The 24555-nt window shown below is 72.5% G+C and carries 26 protein-coding genes; 11 read left to right on the forward strand and 15 right to left on the reverse strand.

Features of this window, described 5'->3' with window-relative positions:
- Nucleotides 1–43 precede the first annotated feature (43 nt).
- Together ACXKZB_RS18025 and ACXKZB_RS18030 are read right to left on the reverse strand one after the other, a co-directional pair.
- Nucleotides 44–346, reverse strand: a complete 303-nt coding sequence (locus ACXKZB_RS18025) for a DUF427 domain-containing protein (RefSeq protein ID WP_111083501.1) — start codon at nucleotides 344–346, stop codon at nucleotides 44–46.
- 66 nt (nucleotides 347–412) lie between these two features.
- Nucleotides 413–1018 carry a 2-phosphosulfolactate phosphatase gene (locus ACXKZB_RS18030; RefSeq protein ID WP_488824064.1) on the reverse strand — a complete coding sequence of 202 codons (606 nt, stop codon included), beginning with the start codon at nucleotides 1016–1018 and terminating at the stop codon, nucleotides 413–415.
- Nucleotides 1019–1115: 97 nt separating this feature from the next.
- On the opposite strand from ACXKZB_RS18030, the gene ACXKZB_RS18035 reads away from it, so the two are divergent.
- The 4 genes from ACXKZB_RS18035 (at nucleotide 1116) to ACXKZB_RS18050 (ending at nucleotide 3350) form a co-directional block, all read left to right on the forward strand.
- Complete coding sequence (locus ACXKZB_RS18035) at nucleotides 1116–1748, forward strand: GNAT family N-acetyltransferase (protein WP_123311676.1); 633 nt, start codon at nucleotides 1116–1118, stop codon at nucleotides 1746–1748.
- Nucleotides 1749–1792: 44 nt separating this feature from the next.
- Nucleotides 1793–2275: a hypothetical protein gene (locus tag ACXKZB_RS18040; protein WP_488824065.1), complete on the forward strand. Its 483-nt coding sequence runs from the start codon at nucleotides 1793–1795 to the stop codon at nucleotides 2273–2275.
- A gap of 132 nt (nucleotides 2276–2407) precedes the next feature.
- Nucleotides 2408–2980: a DUF1684 domain-containing protein gene (locus tag ACXKZB_RS18045; RefSeq protein WP_488825930.1), complete on the forward strand. Its 573-nt coding sequence runs from the start codon at nucleotides 2408–2410 to the stop codon at nucleotides 2978–2980.
- A gap of 10 nt (nucleotides 2981–2990) precedes the next feature.
- Nucleotides 2991–3350 (forward strand): GntR family transcriptional regulator, encoded by a 360-nt coding sequence (locus ACXKZB_RS18050; RefSeq protein ID WP_228511368.1) that lies wholly within the window; start codon nucleotides 2991–2993, stop codon nucleotides 3348–3350.
- Between the two features lie 39 nt (nucleotides 3351–3389).
- Here ACXKZB_RS18050 and ACXKZB_RS18055 read toward each other — a convergent pair whose 3' ends face one another.
- On the reverse strand, nucleotides 3390–4223 hold the full coding sequence (locus ACXKZB_RS18055; RefSeq protein ID WP_488824066.1) for an endo alpha-1,4 polygalactosaminidase: 834 nt from the start codon (nucleotides 4221–4223) through the stop codon (nucleotides 3390–3392).
- Nucleotides 4224–4511: 288 nt separating this feature from the next.
- Between ACXKZB_RS18055 and ACXKZB_RS18060 the strand changes: the two genes are divergently transcribed.
- Both ACXKZB_RS18060 and ACXKZB_RS18065 read left to right on the forward strand, forming a co-directional pair.
- Nucleotides 4512–6116 carry a DEAD/DEAH box helicase gene (locus ACXKZB_RS18060; RefSeq protein ID WP_123311666.1) on the forward strand — a complete coding sequence of 535 codons (1605 nt, stop codon included), beginning with the start codon at nucleotides 4512–4514 and terminating at the stop codon, nucleotides 6114–6116.
- 144 nt (nucleotides 6117–6260) lie between these two features.
- Nucleotides 6261–6470, forward strand: coding sequence for a CsbD family protein (locus ACXKZB_RS18065; protein ID WP_123311664.1), 210 nt, complete (start codon nucleotides 6261–6263; stop codon nucleotides 6468–6470).
- Between the two features lie 99 nt (nucleotides 6471–6569).
- Here the strand turns inward: ACXKZB_RS18065 and ACXKZB_RS18070 are convergent, their stop codons facing one another.
- Complete coding sequence (locus tag ACXKZB_RS18070) at nucleotides 6570–7112, reverse strand: NUDIX hydrolase family protein (RefSeq protein ID WP_111083509.1); 543 nt, start codon at nucleotides 7110–7112, stop codon at nucleotides 6570–6572.
- Nucleotides 7113–7185: 73 nt separating this feature from the next.
- On the opposite strand from ACXKZB_RS18070, the gene ACXKZB_RS18075 reads away from it, so the two are divergent.
- Nucleotides 7186–7803: an alpha/beta hydrolase gene (locus ACXKZB_RS18075; RefSeq protein WP_488824067.1), complete on the forward strand. Its 618-nt coding sequence runs from the start codon at nucleotides 7186–7188 to the stop codon at nucleotides 7801–7803.
- Nucleotides 7804–7925: 122 nt separating this feature from the next.
- Here ACXKZB_RS18075 and ACXKZB_RS18080 read toward each other — a convergent pair whose 3' ends face one another.
- Nucleotides 7926–8582, reverse strand: a complete 657-nt coding sequence (locus ACXKZB_RS18080; RefSeq protein WP_488824068.1) for a PadR family transcriptional regulator — start codon at nucleotides 8580–8582, stop codon at nucleotides 7926–7928.
- Between the two features lie 161 nt (nucleotides 8583–8743).
- Here ACXKZB_RS18080 and ACXKZB_RS18085 point away from each other — a divergent pair, with 161 nt between their 5' ends.
- Both ACXKZB_RS18085 and ACXKZB_RS18090 read left to right on the forward strand, forming a co-directional pair.
- Entirely contained in the window at nucleotides 8744–13522 is a 4779-nt protein-coding gene (locus ACXKZB_RS18085) for an Lhr family ATP-dependent helicase (RefSeq protein ID WP_488824069.1), read from the forward strand.
- Nucleotides 13515–14294: an Fpg/Nei family DNA glycosylase gene (locus tag ACXKZB_RS18090; protein WP_488824070.1), complete on the forward strand. Its 780-nt coding sequence runs from the start codon at nucleotides 13515–13517 to the stop codon at nucleotides 14292–14294. Before ACXKZB_RS18085 ends, ACXKZB_RS18090 begins: the two co-directional genes overlap by 8 nt.
- A 43-nt stretch (nucleotides 14295–14337) precedes the next feature.
- Here the strand turns inward: ACXKZB_RS18090 and ACXKZB_RS18095 are convergent, their stop codons facing one another.
- Nucleotides 14338–15264 carry a LysR family transcriptional regulator ArgP gene (locus tag ACXKZB_RS18095; RefSeq protein ID WP_488824071.1) on the reverse strand — a complete coding sequence of 309 codons (927 nt, stop codon included), beginning with the start codon at nucleotides 15262–15264 and terminating at the stop codon, nucleotides 14338–14340.
- A 70-nt stretch (nucleotides 15265–15334) separates the two neighbouring features.
- On the opposite strand from ACXKZB_RS18095, the gene ACXKZB_RS18100 reads away from it, so the two are divergent.
- Nucleotides 15335–16096, forward strand: a complete 762-nt coding sequence (locus ACXKZB_RS18100) for a LysE/ArgO family amino acid transporter (RefSeq protein ID WP_488824072.1) — start codon at nucleotides 15335–15337, stop codon at nucleotides 16094–16096.
- A gap of 15 nt (nucleotides 16097–16111) precedes the next feature.
- Here the strand turns inward: ACXKZB_RS18100 and ACXKZB_RS18105 are convergent, their stop codons facing one another.
- The 7 genes from ACXKZB_RS18105 to ACXKZB_RS18135 all read right to left on the reverse strand — a co-directional run bounded on the left by ACXKZB_RS18105 (nucleotide 16112) and on the right by ACXKZB_RS18135 (nucleotide 22272).
- Nucleotides 16112–17587: an amino acid permease gene (locus tag ACXKZB_RS18105; RefSeq protein ID WP_488824073.1), complete on the reverse strand. Its 1476-nt coding sequence runs from the start codon at nucleotides 17585–17587 to the stop codon at nucleotides 16112–16114.
- 133 nt (nucleotides 17588–17720) lie between these two features.
- Complete coding sequence (locus tag ACXKZB_RS18110; protein ID WP_488824074.1) at nucleotides 17721–18593, reverse strand: HAD family hydrolase; 873 nt, start codon at nucleotides 18591–18593, stop codon at nucleotides 17721–17723.
- A 62-nt stretch (nucleotides 18594–18655) separates the two neighbouring features.
- A complete protein-coding gene (locus tag ACXKZB_RS18115) occupies nucleotides 18656–19474 on the reverse strand; it encodes an alpha/beta fold hydrolase (protein WP_488824075.1) in 819 nt (272 codons plus the stop codon).
- A 150-nt stretch (nucleotides 19475–19624) separates the two neighbouring features.
- Nucleotides 19625–19885: a type II toxin-antitoxin system RelE family toxin gene (locus tag ACXKZB_RS18120; protein WP_488824076.1), complete on the reverse strand. Its 261-nt coding sequence runs from the start codon at nucleotides 19883–19885 to the stop codon at nucleotides 19625–19627.
- Nucleotides 19882–20142, reverse strand: coding sequence for a type II toxin-antitoxin system Phd/YefM family antitoxin (locus ACXKZB_RS18125; RefSeq protein WP_261783983.1), 261 nt, complete (start codon nucleotides 20140–20142; stop codon nucleotides 19882–19884). Before ACXKZB_RS18125 ends, ACXKZB_RS18120 begins: the two co-directional genes overlap by 4 nt.
- A gap of 28 nt (nucleotides 20143–20170) precedes the next feature.
- Entirely contained in the window at nucleotides 20171–20683 is a 513-nt protein-coding gene (locus ACXKZB_RS18130) for a methylated-DNA--[protein]-cysteine S-methyltransferase (protein WP_488824077.1), read from the reverse strand.
- Nucleotides 20680–22272, reverse strand: a complete 1593-nt coding sequence (locus ACXKZB_RS18135) for a DNA-3-methyladenine glycosylase 2 family protein (RefSeq protein ID WP_488825931.1) — start codon at nucleotides 22270–22272, stop codon at nucleotides 20680–20682. The genes ACXKZB_RS18130 and ACXKZB_RS18135 overlap by 4 nt, the downstream gene beginning before the upstream one ends.
- 341 nt (nucleotides 22273–22613) lie before the next feature.
- On the opposite strand from ACXKZB_RS18135, the gene ACXKZB_RS18140 reads away from it, so the two are divergent.
- The gene (locus ACXKZB_RS18140) at nucleotides 22614–23150 is read left to right on the forward strand and encodes a molybdenum cofactor biosysynthesis protein (protein ID WP_488825933.1); all 537 of its coding nucleotides are present in this window, start codon (nucleotides 22614–22616) and stop codon (nucleotides 23148–23150) included.
- Nucleotides 23151–23241: 91 nt separating this feature from the next.
- On the opposite strand, the gene ACXKZB_RS18145 is transcribed toward ACXKZB_RS18140, so the two are convergent.
- Complete coding sequence (locus ACXKZB_RS18145) at nucleotides 23242–23784, reverse strand: type 1 glutamine amidotransferase domain-containing protein (protein WP_488824078.1); 543 nt, start codon at nucleotides 23782–23784, stop codon at nucleotides 23242–23244.
- A gap of 115 nt (nucleotides 23785–23899) precedes the next feature.
- Complete coding sequence (locus tag ACXKZB_RS18150; protein ID WP_488824079.1) at nucleotides 23900–24553, reverse strand: HAD-IA family hydrolase; 654 nt, start codon at nucleotides 24551–24553, stop codon at nucleotides 23900–23902.
- Between the last annotated feature and the right edge of the window lie 2 nt (nucleotides 24554–24555).

Genomic DNA, 24555 nt, shown 5'->3' on the forward strand with positions numbered 1-24555 from the left:
CCGACGGTGCGCGTCGACGCGGTGCGCGACACGACGTCGGTCGTCACTCGACGACCGTGACGTCCTTCCAGAACGCGACGTAACCCGAGTAGTCCTTGCCGACCCGGTCGAACGACGACGGGATCGGCGTCGGGTAGGACCACGCACGGTCCTGCAGCGCCTGCCCGTCGACGTTCACCGTGAAGTACTGCGTGTCGCCCTTCCACGGGCAGTGGTACTGGGTGGGGCTCTCGGTGAAGAGCTCGGACTTCACGCTCGACGGCGGGAAGTACCAGTTGCCCTCGATCTTGATGAGGTCCTCTTCCGGGGCCTCCGCGATCACCGTGTCGCCGACGACTGCCTTCATGCGTTGCTCCTTCGCTCGCTGGTGCCGGACGGCCTGGACGGCGCGCCGGCTCTGTCCGCCCGAACGCTACGCCCGGCCCCGTGATTCCCGCAGGACGACCAGGTCCGGCCCGACGGCGAGTGCCGCGTGCACGTGTTCGCGTCCGAGGACGGACGCGCTCTCGGACGCCGTGACCAGGTGCTTGACCGCGCGTCGGAGCCCCGTGTACGCCGCGCAGGCGGCGGCCGCCTCCGGCGCGGTGTGGTCGATCCCGACTGCGGCGAGCGCGTCGACGACGGCGCCGGCCGCGAGCAGGTCCTCGACCGCGAAGTCGGGGGCGTCGGGCACGTCGACGGCTTCGCCCGCGGCCTCCGCCGCGTCGTCCAGGGCGTCGGCGTGGTGCAGCCCGGCGGCGACGACGGCGACGACGCAGCGGTCGCCGCGTTCGGTCTGGAGGCCCGTCACCCGTTCCGCGATCGCGGTCGCGTTGCCGAGGTGGCCGAGCACGACCTCCGGACCGTCCGGTACCCGGGCGGTCGCGTTCCGGAGCGCGCGGCGCTGCGCCGCCGCGTCCGGCGAGCCCGGCAGGACGTCCACCCAGACGACGAGGTGTGCGCCGTGCGCGATGCGTGCGGCCCCGCCGGCGCCCCACGCGAACCGGACCTGGTACTGCTCCTGGGTGCGTTCTGCCACGTCCGTCACGATAGCCGTCCGGACGATGCTGTCCCTCTCCACAGGGTGACCGTCCCGACAGGCTCCGCCAGGGTCGACGACCGTAGGATGCACTTCCATGGAGATCGCCCCCGCGCCCACCCTGACCGGCGACCGTGTGACGCTCGAGCCCCTCTCGCAGGAGCACGCGGACGACCTGCGGGCAGCGGTGACCGACGGCGATCTGTGGCGGACCTGGTACACCTCGGTCCCCGCGCCGGCCCAGGTCGAGGACGAGATCGACCGGCGTCTCGCCGAGCACGAGGCCGGCCGCATGGTGCCCTTCGCGGTGCGGGACCGTCCGACCGGTCGCGTGGTCGGTTCGACGACCTTCATGAACATCGACCCGGGCAACCGGCACGTCGAGATCGGCAGCACCTTCCTGGCGAAGTCGGCGCAGCGGTCGGGCATCAACACCGAGTCGAAGCTGCTGATGCTGTCCCACGCGTTCGAGGCCTGGCAGTGCATCGCGGTCGAGTTCCGCACGCACTGGCACAACCACCAGTCCCGCGCTGCGATCGCCGGCCTGGGCGCGAAGCAGGACGGCGTCCTGCGGAACCACTCGATCGGCCGCGACGGCACGCTCCGCGACACCGTGGTGTTCTCGATCATCGCGTCGGAGTGGCCGGCCGTCCGGCTGTCCCTGGCCGAGCGGCTCCGGCAGCACGACCGCGCCGAGGGTTCCCGCCGCCGGTCCGCCCGGCACGCCTGACCACGGGCCGGACCCGCGCAGCGCTGCGGCGTAGGGTCCTCGGCATGCACGTCGGTATCCGGATCGTCCTCGATGCGCCGGTGGCCGCCGTGCGCGACGCCCTGCTGTCCCCGTCCGTGATGGTCGCGGTGACGAAACCGTTCCTGGTGTACCGCTCGCGCAGCGCCGAGGGGTTCCCCGAGCGGTGGGAACCGGGGCGCCCGCACCCCATCACCGCGAGCGCGTTCGGCCTGGTGCCGAGCGGCGACACGCACGTCGACCTCGACCTGTACGAGATCGACGGAGTCCCCGTGCAGCGCGACAACGGGGGCGGGACGAGCGGGTTGTTCGGGCGGATGACGATGCGCCACCGGATGGCCGTCGTGCCGGCCCCCGGCGACCGGACGCTGCTGATCGACCGCCTCTCCTACCGGATGCGGCCGTGGCCGCTCGGCGCACTGCTGTGGCCGGGGATGTGGGTCATCTGGCAGTGGCGGGCGTACCGGATGCGTGCGCTCGCACCCACCTGGCGGACGGATGCCGACTGACGCAGGGTGAGTCGGGCCTCCCGTCCGCCGCGGAGCGGGCGTAGCCTCGACCACGTGAGCCAGACGCGCCCCCAGGAGCCGACGACCGACGACCGCGTGCGGAGCACGCTCGCGACCGTGGACTGGCGGCGCATGACGTTCGACCTGTACCGCCGTGTCCGTGCGACGCCGGATCCGCAGACGGCGCACGCACTGTGGCGGGAGACCCGCGACGCGATGTTCGCGGAGCACCCGGCGTCGCCGCTCCTCGACGAGGACGCCCACGACTTCGAGTCGCTGCCCGTGCCGGACTACGACCCCGCCTGGCGGTTCCAGGTGCGCATCGAACCGGCCGAGCCCGCCGAGTTCGACTACGAGACCGGAACCGACGGCACCGTGCACTTCGACCGCCTCGGCATCGTGACGGTCCCGGGCGTCGGCCCGCTCGACGTCTGGTCGCACGGCGGCTACGCGGGTGGCCTGTTCGTCCCCGTGAAGGACTCCAGCGCCGGCAAGGCCCGCGGCACGTACGGCGGCGGACGCTACCTGCTCGACACGATCAAGGGCTCGGACCTCGGTGGCGACGACGCGGACTCGCTCGTGCTGGACTTCAACTTCGCGTACAACCCGTCGTGCGCGTACGACCCGGCGTGGGCGTGCCCGCTCGCGCCTCCCGGCAACACCGTGCCGGTGCCGATCCCGGTCGGCGAGCAGTACGACTTCTAGGGTGGAACGCATGACAGGTCTGGTCGCACTCGACGCCGGCGGACGTGTGCCGCCCTTCGAGCAGGTCCGGTCGCAGATCGCGGCGCAGATCGGTGCGGGGTACCTCGTCGACGGCGAACGACTGCCGAGCGTGCGCGGCCTGGCCGACGAGCTCGGACTCGCCGCAGGGACGGTCGCGAAGGCCTACCAGCTGCTCGAGGAGGCCGGACTCGTGCACACCGCGCGTGGCGCCGGGACGCGCGTGGTACGGCCGGCCGAGGTGCCGGACGCGGTCGCCGATGCCGCACGTGCCCTGGCGGCCGCTGCCCGCGCTGCGGGGCTCTCCGCCGACCAGGCGGCCACCGCGCTCAAGGACGCCTGGCCCGCGTAGCCCCGGAGGCTCCCGGGCGTACCTGGTGCTTCCGGGCGCTCAGCAGCGCTCGTAGACGTACGCGTCGTCCTTCGGGGTGACCAGGTCGCGGTCCCGCAGGATCGTCATGGCCGGGCGGCTCTTCAGCTTGCAGACCGAGCCCCACGAGCGCTCGAGGGTGTCCGAGTACTCCACGTCGATGACCCGCCCGCCGTAGACCTTCGTGTACGCCGCGCACTCCCGGTACTGCACGCACTCCTCGGCGACGACGAAGTCGAACCCGGTCTGCTTCCGCCCCGACGCTCCGAGCTGCGGCGTGTTCTTCTGCCCGACGGCCAGGCCGTGCCGGTGTCCGGCGGCCACCAGCGACTTCGCGAGCGCCAGGTTGCCGGCGCGGGTCAGCCGCTTCCCGCTGCGGGTCCACGAGTCGAGGTTGTCGAACTCGACCGCTTCGAACCCGCGGGCGCCGCACCGGGCGACGGTCTTCGCGATCACCTTCGTGATGAGCGCGCGCTTCGCCGCCGTCCGGGTGTCGAGCAGCATCTCGTCCGGCCACCCCGGGTCGGACACCGGCTTGCCGGCCCGGTCGCGCAGGATCGCCGACGGGTACGACTTCGTCCACGTGCGAGCCGCCTCGGGCTGTGTCTGGAACCCGTTGACGTAGCAGATGTCGTACGTGCCCTTCGCGGGCTTCGCGGTGCTGTCCCGTTCGACGATCGTCACGCCGGACGGCGGTGTGTAGGAGCCGCCGAGCTGGTAGTCCGGGTGCCCCGAGGTCGGCAGGTTGCGGTAGCTCGCAGCAGCGCTGGTCGGAGCAGCCTCGGCGCAGCCGGCCGTGCCGAGGACGGCCACCAGGGCCATCGCGGTGGTGATCAGGACGGTTCGCGTGCGCACCCCGGAATCCTCGCATGCGCACGTCGAACCGCCCGGTCCTGGGTTCTGCGGGGTGCACGCGCTATGCTGGTGGTACTCGAGACGCCGATCGTCTCGTGCGTCGTACGGACGCCCCGAACTCCCGACCACGTTCCACTGATCCTCTGGTCGATGATCGAGCACCTCCCGAAGGTGCCCAGGCTTCTCTGCTGCGGCGACTGCGCCAGCCACCTCTGTTGGCGCGCATCCCGCCCGCGCGCTGCCTCAGAGCGCGCCCACAGCCGGTCTCATCCGGCTCGAAAGGTCACCATGACCACGAATGACCTCCGTTTCTCCGACCTCGGCGTCCCCGCGCCGATGGTCGCCGTCCTCGCCGACCAGGGCAAGGAGACCGCGTTCCCGATCCAGGAGGACACGCTCCCCGACTCCCTGCAGGGCAAGGACGTCCTCGGCCGCGGCCGCACCGGCTCCGGCAAGACGATCGCGTTCGCGATCCCACTCGTCGCCCGTCTCGCAGCCAGCGGCCGCAAGCGCCGTGCCGGCCGCCCCCGCGCCCTGGTGCTCGCCCCGACGCGTGAGCTCGCGACCCAGATCGACGTCGCCCTCGCCCCGCTCGCCAAGGCCATGGGCCTGAACACGACCACCATCTTCGGTGGCGTCGGTCAGGGCCGTCAGGTCGACGCCCTGCGCGGCGGCGTGGACGTCGTCGTCGCCTGCCCGGGCCGGCTCGCCGACCTCATGCAGCAGGGCCACGTGAACCTCGGCGACATCGAGGTGACCGTCCTCGACGAGGCCGACCACATGGCCGACATGGGCTTCCTGCCCGGTGTCACCAAGATCATGCAGGCGACCCCCGAGAACGGACAGCGACTGCTGTTCTCCGCGACGCTCGACAACGGCGTGGACAAGCTCGTCAAGAAGTTCCTGCACAACCCGGTGATGCACTCCGTCGACGAGGCGAACAGCCCCGTCGAGGCGATGACCCACCACCTGTTCGAGGTCGCCGACGCCGACGCGAAGAAGCACCTCGTGAGCACCCTCGCCTCGGGCAACGGTCGCCGCATCCTCTTCATGCGCACGAAGCACCACGCCAAGCGCCTCGCCAAGCAGCTCAGCAGCCAGGGGATCCCGGCCGTCGACCTGCAGGGCAACCTGTCGCAGGGCGCCCGTGAGCGGAACCTCGCGAAGTTCTCGTCCGGCGAGGCCCTCGTCCTCGTCGCCACCGACGTCGCCGCCCGCGGTGTGCACGTCGACAACGTCGAGCTCGTCGTGCACGTCGACCCGCCCACCGAGCACAAGGCGTACCTGCACCGCTCGGGCCGTACCGCCCGCGCCGGCTCGTCGGGTGACGTCGTCACGGTGACGATGCCCGCCGAGCGTCGCGACGTCGCGCAGATGATGCGCGCCGCCGCGATCAAGGTCACCCCGCAGCAGGTCACCGCGACGTCGCCGGCGGTCACCACGCTCGTCGGCGAGGTCGCCCCGATCCGCCACGTCGCCGAGGAGCCCGCACAGCAGCAGCGCCAGCCCAAGCAGCGTTCCGCCGATTCCGCCGGTGACCGCGGTCGCCGTGGTCGCGGCGGTCGTCCGGGAGGCGCGGGTCAGCCCGCGCGCTCCGGCTCGGCTTCCGAGTCCGCCGGCTCGGCCGGGGGCCGTCAGGGCCGTCCGGCTCGTGGCGCGCGGTCCGAGGGCGCCGGTCGCTCCGCTGCGGCGGGTGCGGGCTCGACGGGCGGTCGCCGCAGCGGCGGCAGCCGTCGCGCCGGCAGCGACACCGTGCGCGGTGGGTCGTCGGCGGTCTGGTCCTCGGACGGCGGCTACGCCGCGGGCCGTGGAGCCGGCCAGGAGTCGGGCGGGGGCCGTCGTGGCTCCTCGCGCCGCGCCTCCCGTCCGGCCGGCGCTGCAGACCGCCACTGACCTGCCCGACCCGGCCGCGCTGACCCGCGGGGGGCAACCTTGAGGTCGGCTGCGAGCCCACCACCGCGACGGGCGTAGTTTCTCCTGCACCGGATGCCGCGCAAGCGGCTGACGGGGAAACGTCCGCTGTTGGAAGGAGTGCCTATGGCTGGGATCGAAGACATCAAGAACGCCGCTGAGAAGGCGGCAGGCAAGGTCAAGGAGGCCGTCGGGAACGCGACGGACAACGACCACCTCAAGGCTGAGGGCAAGACCGATCAGGTCAAGGCCGACACCAAGCAGGCGGGTACGAACGTCAAGGACGCCGCTTCCGGCGTCGCCGACAGCCTCAAGAACGACCGCGACACCAAGTAACAAGCCGGTCCAGCACCGTGCTGCGAAGCCCCCGGATCCGATCGGATCCGGGGGCTTCGTCGTGTCCGGGTGCTGCCTGTTCGAGGACCGGGTCGGTCGTCACATGAGCGCGCCGACCGACGCGAGGCCCGCGCGCAGCAGGGCACCGCGGCCACCCTCCATGTCGTCGGCGACGCCGTCGGACGCGGCTTCCATCGGGGTCATCCAGGTGAGCTCGAGGGCGTCCTGCCGGGGCTCGCACGTGCCGGTCACCGGGACGACGTAGGCCAGCGAGATCGCGTGCTGACGCTCGTCGGTGTAGACGGAGGCGCCGGGGAGCGGGAAGTACTCGGCCACGGTGAACGGCGTCGGGCTCGACGGCAGCTGCGGGAACGCCATCGGTCCGAGGTCCTTCTCGAGGTGGCGGAAGAGCGCCGTGCGGATGGACTCGCCGAACATCACACGACCGGACACCAGGGTGCGGACGATCGAACCGCTCGGGGCCACGCGCAGGAGCACCCCGACCTCGGTCACGACGCCGAGCCCGTCGGTACGGACGGGGATCGCCTCGACGTAACAGATCGGGAGTCGACGACGCGCGTTGGCGAGTTCCTCGTCGGACAGCCAGCCGGAGTCGGGATCGGGGGTTTGCAACGAGGCCATGCACCGTGTCTACCAGGGACGGCGTCGAGTTCGGCGGAAGGCGCGGGACTTGGGGACGGTTAGCGTTGTCCACATGATCGATGCAGACCTGGTGCAGTGGACGCGTCCCGTGGGGGAACGCGCGGGGACCCCGCTGCTCGTGACCATGCACGGCGTGGGGTCGAACGAGCACGACCTGCTCGGACTCGCCCCCGCGCTGCCGGCAGCCTGGACGATGGCGTCGCTGCGGGCACCGATGCCGTGGGGGCAGGGGTTCAGCTGGTACCCGCTCGGCACACCCGGTTCCCCTGCACCCGAGCCCGTCGACGCCGCGGCCGCCGGAGTGCTCGCGTGGATCGACTCCGTCGCCGCCGACCACCCGCGGATCGGGCTGCTCGGGTTCTCGCAGGGCGGGTCGATGGCGCTCCAGCTGCTGCGGGCACGGCCGGCTGTGTTCGCGTTCGCGGTGTCGCTCTCCGGGTTCGTCGTGCCGGGGGTGACGGACTCGCGTGACGAGGCCGTCGCCGACGTCCGACCGCGGGTGTTCCTCGGGCACGGCGACCTCGACCCGGTGATCCCGGCCGAGGCCACCGCGCGCACGCAGGCGTGGGCGGCGGCGAACACCACCGTGACGGACCGGACGTACGAAGGGCTGCCGCACGCGGTGTCCGCAGCGGAACTGGCGGACGTGGCCGCGTTCATCGGGGCGTAGGGGCGCGGGGTTCGGCGCGCTTGGTGAGCAGCAATGGTCGGGTCCGACGTGCGGACTCGACCATTGCTGCTCACGATGTGGACGGGAGGCACGGGGCGGGCTGGCACCGGGCCTCCTGTCCGTCAGTCGGCGAGGATCTGCAGCAGGTCCTTGCGGAGCTGGTCGACCTTGGCGGTGGCGGCCTTGGCCTGGTCCTCCGTCGCGGTCGTGCGGTACATCTGCAGGACGCCCATGGTCTTCCGGAGCGCCTCGAAGAACTCGCGCTGCGCGTCCGGGATCCCGGGCGTCGCGTCGAGTGCCGCCGCGATCTCGTCGGCCTTCGCCTCGGCCTCGGCCTTGCCGGCGTCGGTGAGCTCGAAGAGCGTCTTGCGGCCGTCGCCCGACGAGACCACGAGGTCTTCGTCGACGAGCTGCTGGAGTGTCGGGTAGACCGAGCCCGGGCTCGGCTTCCACGCGCCGCCGGTGCGCTCGGCGATGGTCTTGATCACGGCGTAGCCGTTCTGCGGCCCCTCGGCCAGCAGGCCGAGGATCGCGAGACGGACGTCACCGCGGCGGCGGCGTTCGCGACCGAAGCCGGGTCCGCCGAAGCCACCGAAGCCGGGGCCGAAGCCCATGCCCGGCCCGAAGCCCGGGCCGAAGCCACGGCCGCCTCGGCCGCCGTGCTCGTGGTCACCGCGGTCGCGGCCGGGGAACCCGGCGCCGTGGTGCTGCCGCGCGCCGCCGAACCGGGGGCCGCGCGGGTGGTGGTTGCTGTCGTTGTCGTCGTGCATGGGGCGCATGGTGCGTCCTTCCTTGGTGCTGAGTCGGCTTGCGACCGGTCTGACGGGTCTCGTCTTCGTCGTATCGCGATGTGTTCACGATAGATCGCTACGTATCGCTCTGTCAAGGGGTACTCCGCACTGGGCCTGCTGTCGGTGGTGCCGGGCAGGATGGGCGGACCATGACGGACGTCTTCGAGCGCTTCTCCCCCGCGACCGCGGAGTGGTTCCGGGGCGCGTTCGACGCCCCGACCCCGGCGCAGGCGGGCGCCTGGGACGCCATCTCGACGGGACAGCACGCACTCGTCATCGCACCGACCGGTTCCGGCAAGACCCTGGCCTCGTTCCTGTGGTCGATCGACCGGCTCATCAGCGCGACGGACCGCCCACCGGCCAAGCAGCGCACGCGCGTCCTGTACGTCTCGCCCCTCAAGGCCCTCGGCGTCGACGTCGAGCGGAACCTGCGCAGCCCGCTCGTCGGGATCACGCAGACGGCCCGGCGGCTCGGCACCGAACCACCAGAGGTCACCGTCGGGGTGCGCAGTGGTGACACCCCGTCCTCGGACCGGCAGAAGCTGCTCCGCCAGCCGCCGGACATCCTCATCACGACGCCCGAGTCGCTGTACCTCATGCTCACCTCGCAGGCACGCGAGACCCTGGTCAACGTCGACACCGTCATCGTGGACGAGGTGCACGCCGTCGCCTCGACCAAGCGCGGGGCACACCTGGCCGTCTCGCTCGAGCGCCTCGACGACCTGCTCGACAAGCCCGTGCAGCGCATCGGGCTGTCCGCGACGGTCCGACCGCCGGAAGAGGTCGCGCGGTTCCTCGGGGGTCGGGCGCCGGTGACGATCATCGCCCCGCCGGCGCAGAAGACCTTCGACCTGCGGGTCGTCGTGCCGGTCGACGACATGGCCGAGCTCGGTGCTCCACCGGTCGGTGCGGACGCGTCCGACGCACCGTCGAACGGTTCCATCTGGCCGCACGTCGAAGAACGCGTGGTCGACCTCGTCGAGGAGCACCGGTCGACGATCGTGTTCGCGAACTCGCGGCGTCTGGCCGAGCGACTCACCGCGCGGCTCAACGAGATCCACGAAGAGCGCGTCCTCGCTGCGTCGGCTCCGGCCGAGGTGGCAGACGCACTGGTCCCCGCGGGGGCCTCGCCGGCCGACGACGGGCTGCCGGTGGCGCGGGGTCGCCCGCAGTCACCCGCGCGGACCTCGGCACACGCGGTCGCACCCCAGGGCACGAAGCGACCGCCGGCGCAGGTGATCGGCGCGTCCGGGCAGACCGGTGGCGGCGGCTCGGACACTGCAGTGCCCGTGCTCGCCCGAGCCCACCACGGCTCGGTGTCGAAGGACCAGCGCGCGATCATCGAGGACGACCTGAAGTCCGGTCGGCTGCGGTGCGTGGTCGCGACGAGCTCGCTCGAGCTCGGGATCGACATGGGCGAGGTGGACCTCGTCGTCCAGGTCGAGGCACCGCCCTCGGTCGCGAGCGGCCTGCAGCGCGTCGGCCGTGCCGGGCACCAGGTGGGCGAGATCTCCCGCGGGGTGCTCTTCCCGAAGCACCGCGCCGACCTCGTCAACAGTGCGGTCACGGTGGAACGGATGGTCTCGGGGCAGATCGAGTCGATCTCGGTGCCGGCGAACCCCCTCGACGTCCTGGCGCAGCACACGGTCGCGGCCGGGGCGATCGACACCGTCGACGTCGAGCACTGGTTCGACCTGGTCCGACGCAGTGCCCCGTTCAGCGGCCTGCCCCGCTCGGCGTTCGACGCCACGCTCGACCTGGTGACCGGACGGTACCCGAGCGACGAGTTCGCCGAACTCCGCCCGCGGCTGGTGTGGGACCGCGTGCACGGCACCCTGACCGGACGCCCCGGCGCCCAGCGCCTCGCGGTGACGAGCGGCGGCACGATCCCGGACCGCGGCATGTTCGGCGTGTTCATGGTCGGCGAGAAGGCGTCGCGCGTCGGCGAGCTGGACGAGGAGATGGTCTACGAGTCGCGCGTCGGGGACGTCTTCGCCCTCGGTGCGACGAGCTGGCGCATCGAGGAGATCACCCACGACCGGGTCATCGTGAGCCCGGCGTTCGGACAACCCGGCCGGGTCCCGTTCTGGAAGGGCGACGGCATCGGCCGCCCCGCAGAACTCGGTCGTGCGACCGGGGCGTTCGTGCGCGAGGTCGAGGGCTCCTCGGACGACGACGCCCGCGCGCGGGTCGCCGCCGGTGGCCTCGACGAGCGCGCCGTCACGAACCTGCTGACCTTCTTGCGCGACCAGCGCGCGGCCACCGGCCACGTGCCGAACGACACCACGCTCGTGGTCGAGCGCTTCCGCGACGAACTCGGCGACTGGCGGCTCATCCTGCACTCGCCGTACGGCATGCAGGTGCACGCACCGTGGGCCCTGGCGGTCGCGGCGCGGCTGCGCGAACGGCACGGCATCGACGGCGACGCGATGGCCGCCGACGACGGCATCGTGGTGCGCATCCCCGAGACCGACGCCGAACCGCCGGGTGCTGACCTGTTCGTGTTCGAGCGCGACGACCTCGAAGCGCTCGTCACCGACGAGGTCGGCGGGTCAGCGCTGTTCGCCGCGCGGTTCCGCGAGTGTGCGGCGCGCGCCCTGCTGCTGCCCCGGCGGAACCCCGGGCAGCGGTCCCCCCTGTGGCAGCAGCGGCAGCGGGCGTCGCAGCTGCTCGAGGTGGCCCGGAAGTACCCGTCGTTCCCGATCGTGCTCGAGACCGTGCGCGAGGTGCTGCAGGACGTGTACGACGTGCCCGCACTGCTCGGGATCGCCGACGAGATCGCCGGTCGTCGCATCCGCCTGGTCGAGACCGAGACCGAGACCCCGTCGCCCTTCGCCCGCTCGATCCTGTTCGGGTACGTGGCCGCGTTCATGTACGAGGGCGACTCCCCGCTCGCCGAACGCCGGGCGGCGGCACTCTCGCTCGACTCGACGCTGCTCGGCGAGCTGCTCGGTCGCGCCGAGCTGCGGGAGCTGCTCGACCCGGCGGTCATCGCCTCGGTGGAGCAGGACCTGCAGCGACTGTCACCGGACCGTCGCGCCCGCGACGCCGAGGGGCTCGTCGACGTGCTGCGGCTGGTCGGGGCGCTCGACCTGTCCGAGGCCGTCGACCGCAGCTGGCTCGCTGGGGCTCCTGACCGCGGGGCGGCCGACGCCGAGGTCCAGGGGATCCTCACCGCGCTCGAACGGGACCGCCGCGTCCTGTCGTTCTCGCACGCCGGAGCCACCCGCTGGGCCGTCATCGAGGACGCCTCGCGCCTGCGTGACGCCCTCGGGGTCCCGTTGCCGATCGGTGTACCGACCGCGTTCGTCGAACCCGTCGCCGACCCCCTCGGTGACCTGGTCGGCCGGTACGCGCGGTCGCACGGGCCGTTCTCCGCACAGGAAGCCGCCGGCCGTCTCGGTCTCGGGATCGCCGTGGTGCAGGACACCCTGCGCCGCCTGGTGGCCGACCGTCGGGTGGTCGAGGGCGAGTTCCGGCCGGATCGTCAGGGCGCCGAGTGGTGCGACGCCGAGGTCCTGCGGCGGATCCGCACGAAGTCCCTCGCCGCGCTCCGGCACGAGGTCGAGCCGGTGTCCCCTGACACCCTGGCGCGGTTCCTGCCGGCCTGGCAGCACGTGCAGACCCCCGGCACCCGCGGCGGCCTGCGCGGGGTCGACGGCGTCCTGCAGGTGATCGACCAGCTCGCCGGGGTCGCGCTGCCCGCGAGCGCCTGGGAGACCCTGGTGCTGCCCGCGCGGGTGACCGACTACTCCACGAACATGCTCGACGAGCTCACCGCCACCGGCGAGGTCCTGTGGTCGGGCGGCGGGACCCTGCCCGGCAACGACGGGTGGGTGCGCCTGCACCTGGCCGAGACGGCGTCGACGACGCTCGCCGAGCCCTCCGGCGACGAGACCACCGAGCTGCAACGCGACGTGCTCGGTGCCCTGGCCGGCGGCGGCGCGTACTTCTTCCGCCAGCTCGGGCAGTCGGTCGGCAGCACGGACGACCAGGCCCTGACGACCGCGCTGTGGGACCTCGTCTGGGCCGGACAGATCACGAACGACACGTTCGCGCCGCTCCGCTCGATGCTCGGTGGCAAGGCGAAGAGCAGCAGTGCCCCGCGGGCCCGTGCGTACCGCGGGCGCCGACGTCCGACGATGCCGACGCAGTCCGGTCCGCCGTCCGTCGGCGGCCGCTGGTCCCTGCTCCCGCTGGCCGAGTCCGACTCGACCCTGCGGGCCGCCGCGACCGCCGAACAGCTGCTCGAGCGGTACGGGGTCGTCACGCGCGGCGCCGTGCAGGTCGAGGGCGTCCGGGGTGGCTTCGCCGGTGTGTACCGGGTCCTGTCGCGGTTCGAGGAGTCCGGGCGTGCGCGCCGCGGGTACTTCATCGAGGGCCTCGGCGCCGCACAGTTCGCCACCGGGCCGACGATCGACCGGCTCCGCACCTACGCACGCGACCTCGACGACGACGAGCGCGTTGACCCGGACCGGAAGCGCGAGGCACTGACCCTGGCGGCGACCGACCCCGCGAACCCGTACGGGGCGTCGCTGCCCTGGCCGTCCGAGGACCGGGCCGCCGGCGACGCGGACGACACGACCGCCGACACCGCCGGATCAGCATCACCGGCAGCCCCGACACCGGCCACCACCGGCGCCCGCGGCCACCGGCCCGGGCGCAAGGCCGGAGCGCTCGTCACCACCGTCGACGGGCGGCTCGCGGTGTACGTCGAGCGCGGCGGCAAGTCGGTGCTGACCTTCACGGACGACCCCGCCGACCTCGCCGTCGCGGCCGCGTCGATCGCGGGCATCGTGCGGACGGGCCTGCGGAAGCTCGCGGTCGAACGCGTCGACGGCGAGTTCGTCCTCGGGACCCCGCTCGGCACCGCGCTGGGCGAAGCCGGCTTCACCGCCACCCCGCAGGGACTCCGGCTCCGTGCCTGAGGGCGACACCGTCTACCGGGCGGCGCACCGACTGCACACGGCGCTCGCGGGCAAGGTCCTGACCCGCAGCGACCTCCGGGTGCCCGCGTTCGCGACCGTCGACCTGGTCGGTCGCACCGTCGACGAGGTCGTGCCCCGCGGCAAGCACCTGCTCCACCGGATCGGGGACCTGACCGTGCACTCGCACCTGAAGATGGAGGGGCGGTGGGACGTCTACGCCCCCGGTGAGCGCTGGCGACGTCCGGCGCACCAGGCACGCGCGATCCTCGACGCCGGGGACGTCTCGACCGTCGGGTTCACGCTCGGGGTGCTCGAGGTGGTCCCCCGCGACCAGGAGTCCGAGGTCGTCGGACACCTCGGCCCGGACCTGCTCGGCCCCGACTGGGACGCCGACCTGGCGCTCGAGAACCTGACCCGGGACCCTGCGCGTCCGGTGGGCCTGGCGCTGCTCGACCAGCGGGTGCTCGCCGGCCTCGGCAACGTCTACCGCAACGAGCTCTGCTTCCTGCGCGGGGTGCTGCCGACCCGACCGGTGGCCGAGGTGCACGACCCGGCGCGGACGATCGCCCTGGCCAGCCGGCTCATCCTGGCGAACCGGGACCGCAGCCACCGGGTGACGACCGGCGTCGACCGCCCAGGGCGTCGGTTCTGGGTCTACGGACGCGCGGGCAAGCCGTGCCTGCGGTGCGGCACCCGGATCCGGCGAGGGGACCTCGGCGACTCGGAGCTCACCCTGCGGGACACCTACTGGTGCCCACGCTGCCAGACCTGAGCCGCAGGCGCGGTCTCGGGCACAGGCACAAACACGGCTCGCATCACCGGGAGACGGGATGCAGCCGCTCGGCCGCGGTCGACCGCACGGCGTCGCTCACCCGCTCGAGCAACGGCGACGCCAGGTTCCACCGCTGCCACCACAGTGCGACGTCCGCGCGGCGGGTCGGCGTGAGCTCGAGCAGCTCGCCCCGCGCCAGGGCATCGAGGCACTGCGCCTCGGGCAGCATCCCCCACCCGAAGCCGAGCGAGACCGCCCGCGCGAAGTCGGCCGAGGTCGGGACGAAGTGGCGTGGACCGGCGGGCGCGTGGCCGAGCACCCGGCGGAGGTAGCCCTGCTGCAGGTCGTCGTCGCGGTCGTAGTCGACGAGCGGCACCCGGTCGAGACGGCTCAGCATGCGTCGTTCGGTGTCGGCGTCGGCCAGGTAGCGGTCGACGAACGCCGGCGACGCCACGGCTCGGTACCGGTCGATGCCGAGCGGCACCGACGAGCAGCCCTGCACGGGATCCGCCTCGGCGGTCACGGCGCCCATCACCGTGCCGGCGCGCAGCAGTTCAGCGGTGCGGTCCTGGTCCTCGCGGTGCAGGTCGAAGACCACCTCGGTGTCGGCGCGGACGCGTGCGAGGGCGTCGAGGAACCACGTGCTGAGCGAGTCGGCGTTGACGGCGAGCGGGATCGACGGCATGGCGGACCCCGTTCCGTGGGCGTCGGTCTCACCGAGTGCCCGAGCGGTCTCGTCGTCGAGCAACCGCACCTGGCGTGCGTGTCGGAGCACGACCGCACCGTCGGCGGTCGGCACCACCGGGGTCGTCCGCTGCAGCAGGACCCGGCCGACCTGCTGCTCCATCGACTTGATCCGCTGGGAGACCGCCGACGGGGTGATCGCCAGCGCTCGGGCAGCCGCGTCGAGTGTGCCGTGGTCGACCGCTGCCAACAGGGTCTCGAGGTGCTCACGCTGGAACCGGACCATGCAGTGAAGCTTACGGTGCTGAAGGAACGTGAGCTGGTCTACAGGCATGGCCGGGCCTAGCGTCTTCGACGTGACCGCACTCCTCCCCCTGCTCGCCGGCCTCGGCACCGGACTCGCCCTGATCGTCGCGATCGGCGTGCAGAACACCTACCTGCTCCGGTTGGCGGTCAGCTCGGGCCTGCGCGTGGTCGCGGCGGCGGTCGTCGTGTGCGCGGTGTCGGACGCCGTGCTCATCGTCGCGGGGGTGCTCGGCGTCGGGGCCGTCGTCGACCGGTTCCCCGTGGCGCTCCTGGTGGTCCGGTTCGTCGGGGCAGCGTTCCTGGTGACCTACGGCGTGCTCGCCGCACGACGGGCACTGCGGCCGTCGAGCGACGCCATGCGCGTGGCCGACGAGGCGGCTGACGACGTGACCATCGCGACTCGCGTCGCCGACCAGGCGTCGAACGACGGCGTGCCGGAGCCGGCCGCGGGCAGTGGACCCGCCCGGTCCGGGACGGTGGCGGCGGGGCGGACACGCACCGCGCCTCCCGGCCAGGCGGTGACCATGCGCACGGCGGTGGCGACCATGCTCGTCTTCACGTGGGCGAACCCGCACGTGTACCTGGACACGCTGGTGTTCCTCGGGTCCGTCGCGAACCAGCAGGGTCCGGACGACCGCTGGCTCTGGACCGTCGGGGCCGTCGCGGCGAGCTGCCTGTGGTTCGGTGCGCTCGGGTTCGGCGGGCGACTGCTCCGGCCGCTGTTCGCGAAGCCGCTGACGTGGCGGGTGTTCGACGGCCTGGTCGCCGTCGTGATGCTGACGTTCGGCGTCCTGCTGGTCGTCGGCGCGTAGGAGGCGCAGGCCCCCCTACTGCATGCCCTTGCCGACGCGGCTGTTGCGGCGGCTGTAGCCGAAGTAGATCGCGAAGCCGATGACGAGCCAGACGACGAAGCGCAGCCAGGTCTCGACCTCGAGGTTCAGCATCAGCCAGAAGCACAGCACGGCCGACAGGATCGGGATCACCGGGGACCACGGCACCCGGAAGGCACGGGGGGCGTCCGGGCGCGACCTGCGGAGCACGATGATGCCGATCGACACCAGCACGAAGGCCGACAGGGTGCCGATGTTGATCATGCCCTCGAGCTTGTCGACCGCGGTGAAACCGGCGAGCAGCGCGACGACGACCCCCGCGACGACCTGCACGCGGACCGGCGTCTGCGTCTTCGGGTTCGTCTTCGAGAACCAGCGCGGCAGCAGACCGTCGCGGCTCATCGCGAAGACGATGCGGGACAGACCGAGCAGCAGGACCATGACGACGGTCGTCAGACCGATCAGGGAGCCGATGGCGATGATGCCGGCGGCCCACGGCAGTCCGACGATGTCGAACGCGGACGCCAGGGAGGGCGCGTCCTCCTGGGCCAGACGCTGGTACGAGACCATGCCGGTGATGACGATGCTGACGCCGACGTACAGCAGCGTCACGATGCCCAGGCCGATGAAGATGCCGCGCGGCAGGGTCTTCTGCGGGTTCTCGGTCTCCTCGGCGCTGGTCGCGACGACGTCGAAGCCGATGAACGCGAAGAACACGAGCGACGCCGCAGCGAGCAGCCCGAAGACGCCGTACTGGGCGGGCTCGGCACCGGTGAACCAGGACACGAGCGACTGGGTCCAGACGCTGCCCTCGGCGCCCTTGGCCGGCTCGGCCGGCGGGATGAAGGGGGTGAAGTTCGCAGCCTTGACGAAGAACGCACCGGCGACGATCACGAACACGACGATGGCGACCTTGATGATCGTGATGACCGCCGAGACCCGCGACGACAGGCGGGTGCCGAAGGCGAGCAGGACGGTGAAGATGCCGACGATCAGGACGGGACCCCAGGTGAACGGGATCGGGCCGAGCTGGATCGTGTCGGGCAGGTCCACGCCGAACACCCCGAACGCGGTGCTGAGGTAGATGCCCCAGTACTTCGCGATGACGGCGCTGGCGGTGAGGGTCTCGAGGATGAGGTCCCAGCCGACGATCCAGGCGAGCAGCTCGCCCATCGTGGCGTAGGTGAACGTGTACGCGGAGCCGGCGACGGGGATCGTCGAGGCGAACTCGGCGTAGCACATGATCGCCAGGCCGCAGGTGACGGCGGCGAGCAGGAACGAGATGATGACGCCCGGTCCGGCGAAGTTCGCGGCGGCGTTCGCACCGACCGAGAAGATGCCGGCACCGACCGCGACGGCGATGCCCATCGCGGCGATGTCGAACGTCTTCAGGGAGCGTTTCAGGGACCGGCCCTGCTCCTCGGAGTCGGCCAGTGAGGCCTCGATCGACTTGATGCGGAGCTTCGTTGCCATGGGGTGGATCCCGTCATCGGCTGGGCGGCGGACCCCGCGAGATTACTGGTGTACCACCCCGGCACGCAAACAGCGGGGACCCGTGGCGTCCGTCCGGCGCATGGTGGCCACCGACCGGGAGGCCCGGCTCGGCTCAGGCGGATCGGCGCCAGTCGCGCAGGAACCGCGCTCCGGCCTCGTCGTGGATCACCCCGTGGGGTGCGGTGAGCACCGGGTACGGCGTCGCCGGCACGCCGTCCGAGGGACGGACGTCGACGTGGGCGACGTCGTGGCCGTTCGCGTGCAGCCAGTCGGCCATCGCGTAGTCGCTGCGCGAGTCGCCCATCGTGCGCCAGGCCGTCGGCAGGTCGCCGTCCTGCGCGAGGAGCTCGAGCGACCGCGCGGCCCCCATGTCCTTGCCGCTCCGGTCGGACTCGACGTCGGTCGAGATGATCGTCGGGTCGATCCGCCACTGCACGGCGCCGTCGGCGTCCGGCCGGACGTCGTCGAGACGCCGCACTCCGAGGCCGCGACGTTCGAGGGCCGCCATCGCCTTCGCGTCGAACTCCGGCTGACGGGCCAGGTACGTGGCGTTCGGCACCTCCACCCGCTGCTCGATCGACACCATGGCGCGCTTCGTCTCGTCGAAGAACACCAGGTCGGCGTAGTCGGTGCGGACGAGCTCGCGCATCTCGTCGGCGTAGTCGCGCGGGAGCGCCAGGTCCTCGGCGACGGTGAGCTCGCCCATGCCGCCCTCGTACTGCGGGCCGATCGAGCACCAGACGGCACCCTTCTCGCAGACGGCGTGCACGCGACCGCCCTCGGCGAGACCACCGGCCAGCAGGGGTCCGACCACCTCGCTCCGGATGAAGGCGTCGCTCCGGCCGGTGTTGAAGACGACGGGGATGCCCTCGGCGGCGAGGGCGACGAGGTCCTCGATGATGCTCGGGATCGCGATGGTGCGGGAGACGGGGCTGGCGATGGGCCCGTCGACGTCGAGCAGGAGACCGAGACGAGGTGCGTTCACGGCACCATCTTCGCAGGAGAGCTGGACTCCCCAGCACGAGCTGGGTTCACCACGCCATCCTCTCAGCCCCGCGTGACCGCCCTCGCGGTGAACTCGTCGAGCACGACACCGATCGCCACCGGGTCGGGCACGTGGCCCTGCCCGGGGACCTCGACGTAGTCCGAGCCCGGCACGGCCTCGACGACCGCACGGGCCGCGTGCCGCATCCACTCGTGGCCGTCGCTGCCCGCGGCGACGAGCACCGGCACGCCGACCGCTGCCGCGACCCGCTCCGGGATCACCAGGCCGTTGAGCACCCGCACGTCGCGGCTGAGCACGTGGGCGTCGACGACCAGGGATCGCCAGAGTGCTCCCCGGAGCCGCAGCGCCGAGATCTGCCCCATCGGCACACCCAGGACGTGCGCGAGGAAGGCCCGGACAGCCTGGGATCGCCGGCCGGCGGCGACGTGCTCGTCGAGCAGGTCGGCGAAGACGACGTCGTCGGCGTGCGGGTCGACCGTCGCGCGGTACGGCGGCTCCCACAGCACGGCACCCCCGAGCGGGACACCGGCGGCGAGGCCACGCAGGACCACTCCCGCGCCGACGCAGAGCCCGAGCGCGGCGACGGGCCCGTCGGTGCTCGCCACGACGGCCGCGAGGTCCTCGACCTCGCGCTCGATCGCCCACGGAGTCGTGTCGCCGCTCGCGCCGCGCCCACGCCGGTCGTACGTGATGACCCGGTACCGGTCCCGCAGTCCGCCGGTCAGGCGCTCGACCGTGGGGGTGCCGTGGTGGTCGAAGGCGCCGCCGACCACCACGAGCGCCGGACCGGCCCCGGCGTCGGACACGGCGAGGACCGTGCCGTCGGCGGAGACGACCGTGCGGTCGACGTGCTGGTCCATTGGGGCCTTCCGAGAGGGTACGACGGCGCTGCGTCGGGTCCTCGGGAGGGACCGGGCGGGTCGGTCCTCCGAGCATGACAGCGGAGCGCTCCCACGTCACCACCCGCAACCAGGGGGAGACGACCGGTCCGGTTCCTGCTCGTACGCCGCTCAGCGGTCGCGGTGGATCGCTCGGCGATGGCCGGCATCGACGACGACGACGATGAGTCGGCCGTCGTCGATCTCGTAGATCAGGCGGTAGTCGCCCGATCGGACCCGCCAACCGGGTCGGTTCACGAGCTTCCGAGCTGCCGGGGGCCGCGGGTGGTCGGCGAGGATCGCGAGGAGTCCCTCGATCCGCCGACGACCCTCGGGCGGGAGCTTGCGGATGACACGTTGCGCGGACGGGATGACCTCGACCGACCAGGTCATCCGAGGCCGAGCTCGCGCTTGAGATCGTCCCACTGCACGTTCTCACCGCCGATGCGCTTGTTCTCGGCGATGGCAGCGTCGTACGCGATCAGGTCGTCGAGGTCCTCCGCCGCCTCGAGCAGGCGGTCCAGGACATCCGCGTCCACCACTGCCGCGACGCGCTTGTTGCGCCGGGTCAGGTAGACGGGTTCGTGCCGGGCGTCGTCGATGATCGACGCCAGGCGGCCACGTGCTTCGGAGATCGACACTTCGCTCACCTGTACATTCTAGAGCGTTTTGTACAAGTCAGACGAGCGCCGTGGTGCCGACCGATTCGCGTTCGAGCAACGACCGCTTGACGTCGAGCCCCCACGCGAAGCCCCCGAGCGTGCCGTCCGACCGCAGCACCCGGTGGCACGGCACGAAGAGCGCGGGCGCGTTCCTCGCGCACACACTCGCTGCGGCCCGCACGGCGTCCGGACGACCCATCGCCCCCGCGAACTCGGTGTAGGTCAGGGTGCCGCCGGCCGGGATGCGCCGGAGCTGCCGCCACCCCTCGGTGAACAGGTCGGTACCGAACTGTCGTACCGGCACCTGCATGGCGTGCTCGACCTCGCCCGAGTAGAAGGCGTCCACGGCGTCGGCGGCGGCGACCGTGCCGTCGACGATCCGACTGGGTCGGTACCGGTCGGCGAGGCGCCCGAGGATCCGGTCGACGGAGTCGGTCCAGCCCGAGGCGAGGACCCGGCCCTCCGCGTCCTCGAGCACGGTGAAGGGCCCGTCCGGGGTGTCCAGGGTCTGGATGGTTGCGTCGGTCATCGTTCGTCCTTCCGAGGGTCGTCGTCTGCGCGGCGCGCACGGCCGGTGCCGTGCGCGGGTGCACTGGCGGCCGTCGCGATCGCGCGGTCGATGATCGGTCGCCAGCAGTGCATCGTCAGGTAGCTCCGCCAGGGCGCCACCTGCTCCGACCATAGGGAGAGCTCACGCGCCGTTCCGGGCAGTCCGAGTTCCTGTGCACCGTTGCGCACCGCGAGGTCGCTGTGGAGGAACACGTCGGGGTGGTGCCGGACCCGGAGCGCCACGTAGTCGGCGGTCCACGGCCCGATGCCCTTCACCGCCAGCAGCCGGGCCCGCAGCTCGTCGAGGGACTGTCCGCCGTCGACCACGAGCGACCCGTCGGCGAGCGCCGCGGCGACCCGCAGGATCGTGTCGACGCGGGCAGCCGGACCGCGCAGCACCTCGTGCCCGCGGACGGCGATGACGGCGGCGGACGGGAAGAGCAGGCCGTCCGGCATGATCGACGCGGGCACGGCAGCGCCGAGCGCCGCGACGAGCCGCGTCTGTGCCGTCCGGGCCGCGGCGACGGAGACCTGTTGCCCGATCAGGGTGCGGAACACGATCTCGTGCGCGTCGACCGCCCCCGGCAGCCGCAGTCCGGGGACCCGCTGCACGGCCGCGGCGAGCTCGGGCACGGAGCCGAGCACGGCGTCGACGGCGACCGGGTCGGCGTCGAGGTCGAAGTACGAGCGGACGCGGGCGACGAGCGTGGGCAGGTCGGACAGGTCGCTGACGCGCACCCGCAGGTCGATCCCGGTGCCGCGACCGGCGGCCGTGGAGCCGTGTGTCCCCGCGGCCGCGGCCGACGCGCTGAACCAGCCCGGGCCTCCTGGCAGGTCGAGCAACCGCCCGTAGGAGGTGACCCGCCCCGAGTCGTCGGTGTCCACGTGTTCGAGGCCGGGCAGGGCGTGCAGCGCGTGCCAGTCGAGGAGCCCCTGCGCGTCGAACGGCGGCCGCGCGGGCAGGTGCACGTGCAGTACGCCGTCCGGGGTGGGCCGTGGCGTCCGGCGCGCACGCAGTTCGGAGGGGGTGACGGCGAAGACCTCGCGGACGGTGTCGTTGAACTGGCGGATGCTCGCGAACCCGGCGGCGAACGCGACGTCCGCGATGGGCAGGTCCGACGACGTCAGGAGCGTGCGTGCCGTCTGGGCGCGGTGTGCGCGGCTGAGTGCTTTCGGTCCGGCGCCGAGCTCGGCCGTCATGATGCGGTTGAGCTGGCGTTCCGAGTAGCCGACCCGTGCAGCGAGCCCGGGGACGCCGTCGCGCTCGACGACGCCGTCGAGGACGAGGCGCATGGCGCGTCCGGCGACGTCCTCGCGCAGGTCCCACTCGGGGCTGCCGGGGGTCGCCTCGGGCAGGCAGCGCTTGCAGGCGCGGAAGCCGGCCAGGTGCGCCGCGGCGCTCGTGCGGTAGAAGGTGACGCCGGTCTCGCGGGGCGTGCGAGCCGGGCAACTCGGGCGGCAGTAGATACCGGTGGAGTGCACGGCCGTGACGAACTGGCCGTCGAAGCGTGCGTCGCGCGACGCGACGACACGGTAGCGCTCGGCGTGCAGCTGGTCGGTTCCGGGGATGGTCACGGGCCCAGCCTGACACCCACCACCGACCGCGACTGGCGGAAATCGGACGGTGCGGCGGGGGGCCTGGCGGCTCGAGGTTCCGAAATCTCGGCATGTCGGCGCTCCGTGCGCGCACTTGTGGAACCTCGGTGGCGCGCGCACGGCGTGTTGTGGAACCCGGACACCGCCGCGTCGTCTCGCGCAGGGTGCGGCGTCTGACCGAGACGACGGCGTCCCACCGACAAGGCCGCCGTCGACCGGGAGGCGCGGCTAGCGTTGGGCGGGTGACCTCCGGAGACGACGTGGCCGCGTCCGACCACCGGGTCGGCTCCGTCGACCTCGCCGCGCACGTCGACCTGCCGTTCCGGACCGACGTCGAGATCGCGCTGTTGCTCGTCGCACGCCGCCACCGCTACGAGGGCCGGCCAGCCGACGGCGCGCTCGCGGTCCGACCAGACGACCCGGACGAGCTGCGGGACCGCATCGAACTCCGCGCCGGGCTCGGCATCGTCGGCGACCGCTACTTCGCCGCGCGGGCGCACGTGCACGCCTCGGTGACGGTCATCGGGCTCGAGGGACTCGAGGACGTCGCACGGTCACTCGGCGTGCCGGTCGACCCCGTGGCGACCCGGCGGAACGTGTTCCTGCGCGGTGCCGACGTCGAAGCGCTCCGGGGCGAGCCGTTCTCGCTGCAGAGCCCCGGCAGCGGTGCCGTGCTGTTCCGCGGGTACCGGCCGGCGAACCCGTGCGCGTGGATGGACCACGAGGTCGCGCCGGGGGCGTTCCGGGCGATGCGCGGACGGGGCGGGGTCCGGTGTGACCCCGAGTCCGACGGTGTGCTCACCCTCGGACCCGCGGTGCTCCGGACGACCCGCCCCGTCGCGCTGGACTGACGACGGCGCCGTCAGCGGCGGCGCCATCAGTGGCGGCGCCGTCAGCGGCGGCGCCATCAGTGGCGGCGCCGTCAGCGGCGGCGCACGGTGCTCACGCGGTGAGCGCGCTCTCGATCGCGTCGACGAACGCCGGCAGGTCGTCGGGGTTGCGCGACGTGATGACGCCGCCGTCGACCTGGACCTCCTGGTCGACCCACTCGGCACCCGCGTTCCGGACGTCGGTCTGCAACGACGGGAACGAGGTGATCGTCTTCCCGCGCAGCACACCCGCCTCGATGAGCGTCCATGGGCCGTGGCAGATCGCCGCGACGGGCTTGTTCGCCTCGACGAAGGCCGTGACGAGGGAGACCGCCGAGTTGTCCTGCCGCAGGGTGTCGGCGTTGATGGTGCCGCCGGGGACGACGAGTGCGTCGTACCCGGTCACGTTGACACCGGCGATGGTGGTGTCCGGGTCGAGGGACTTCCCGGGGTCCTTGTCGCCGACGAGGGTCGCGATCGGACCGGACTCCTGCGCCGCCACCGTCACCGTCGCACCGCGCTCGCGGAGCTGGTCGACGGGCACGACGATCTCGTCCTGCTCCACGCCGTAGTTCGTCGCGATGACGAGGACCTTCTTGCCGTCCAGGGTTGCCATGGTCGCTCCTTCCGCGGCCCGGTGGTTCCGGCCGCACGTGCGGCCCGGTGGTTCCGGCCGCACACCCGAGGGTCGTCGGGGAGCGCTGAGCGTGCCCGCAGGACGCAGCGAGCCCTCAGCCGCGGATGCGGAAAGCGGACCCTTGTGCCTCGACGGTGATGCCGTCGTACCCCGACACCCGGTGCAGCCCGGCCGTGACGTCGGACTCGTGCGGGCCGACGACGACCGTGGTCGCTCCCGAGGCGATGGCCGACTCGAGGCCGGCGGGGGCGTCCTCGAACGCCACGCAGTCCGAGGCGTCGACCCCGAGCAGCGCGGCACCGCGCAGGTACCCGTCGGGGTGGGGCTTGCCGTGCTCGACGTCCTCGGACGGCACGAACGCCGTCGGCATCGTCAGTCCCGCGGCGGCCATCCGCCCGGTGGCGAGGTCGCGCGGCGCACTCGTCACGAGCGCCACCGGGACCCCCGCGGCGAGGAGCCGGTCGACGAAGGCCGCGGCGCCGGGGATCTCGGAGATGCCCTCGCTGCTCGCGCTCTCCTCGGCGACCAGTTCGGCGGCGATGCGCAGCTGCTCGTCGCGGTCCAGGTCGGGCAGGAAGTGCTGGATCGTGCTGATCGCCTGGCGGCCGTGCGAGAACGCGAGGATCTCGGCCGGGTCGATGCCGCGCGACTGCCCGAACCGGGTCCAGGTCGACTCGACCACCGCGGTCGAGTCGACGAGCGTCCCGTCCATGTCGAAGAGGACCCCGGACGCCACGATGTCGATCACGC

The sequence above is a fragment of the Curtobacterium sp. ABR8 genome (assembly GCF_057812125.1).

Excerpts from the sequence above, each read along its gene's own strand:
- ACXKZB_RS18025 (WP_111083501.1), bottom strand. The coding sequence starts at position 346 with ATGAAGGCAGTCGTCGGCGACACGGTGATCGCGGAGGCCCCGGAAGAG.
- ACXKZB_RS18035 (WP_123311676.1), top strand. The coding sequence starts at position 1,116 with ATGGAGATCGCCCCCGCGCCCACCCTGACCGGCGACCGTGTGACGCTC.
- ACXKZB_RS18040 (WP_488824065.1), top strand. The coding sequence starts at position 1,793 with ATGCACGTCGGTATCCGGATCGTCCTCGATGCGCCGGTGGCCGCCGTG.
- ACXKZB_RS18045 (WP_488825930.1), top strand. The coding sequence starts at position 2,408 with ATGACGTTCGACCTGTACCGCCGTGTCCGTGCGACGCCGGATCCGCAG.
- ACXKZB_RS18050 (WP_228511368.1), top strand. The coding sequence starts at position 2,991 with ATGACAGGTCTGGTCGCACTCGACGCCGGCGGACGTGTGCCGCCCTTC.
- ACXKZB_RS18060 (WP_123311666.1), top strand. The coding sequence starts at position 4,512 with ATGACCACGAATGACCTCCGTTTCTCCGACCTCGGCGTCCCCGCGCCG.
- ACXKZB_RS18065 (WP_123311664.1), top strand. The coding sequence starts at position 6,261 with ATGGCTGGGATCGAAGACATCAAGAACGCCGCTGAGAAGGCGGCAGGC.
- ACXKZB_RS18070 (WP_111083509.1), bottom strand. The coding sequence starts at position 7,112 with ATGGCCTCGTTGCAAACCCCCGATCCCGACTCCGGCTGGCTGTCCGAC.
- ACXKZB_RS18075 (WP_488824067.1), top strand. The coding sequence starts at position 7,186 with ATGATCGATGCAGACCTGGTGCAGTGGACGCGTCCCGTGGGGGAACGC.
- ACXKZB_RS18080 (WP_488824068.1), bottom strand. The coding sequence starts at position 8,582 with ATGCGCCCCATGCACGACGACAACGACAGCAACCACCACCCGCGCGGC.
- ACXKZB_RS18085 (WP_488824069.1), top strand. The coding sequence starts at position 8,744 with ATGACGGACGTCTTCGAGCGCTTCTCCCCCGCGACCGCGGAGTGGTTC.
- ACXKZB_RS18095 (WP_488824071.1), bottom strand. The coding sequence starts at position 15,264 with ATGGTCCGGTTCCAGCGTGAGCACCTCGAGACCCTGTTGGCAGCGGTC.
- ACXKZB_RS18105 (WP_488824073.1), bottom strand. The coding sequence starts at position 17,587 with ATGGCAACGAAGCTCCGCATCAAGTCGATCGAGGCCTCACTGGCCGAC.
- ACXKZB_RS18115 (WP_488824075.1), bottom strand. The coding sequence starts at position 19,474 with ATGGACCAGCACGTCGACCGCACGGTCGTCTCCGCCGACGGCACGGTC.
- ACXKZB_RS18120 (WP_488824076.1), bottom strand. The coding sequence starts at position 19,885 with ATGACCTGGTCGGTCGAGGTCATCCCGTCCGCGCAACGTGTCATCCGC.
- ACXKZB_RS18130 (WP_488824077.1), bottom strand. The coding sequence starts at position 20,683 with ATGACCGACGCAACCATCCAGACCCTGGACACCCCGGACGGGCCCTTC.
- ACXKZB_RS18145 (WP_488824078.1), bottom strand. The coding sequence starts at position 23,784 with ATGGCAACCCTGGACGGCAAGAAGGTCCTCGTCATCGCGACGAACTAC.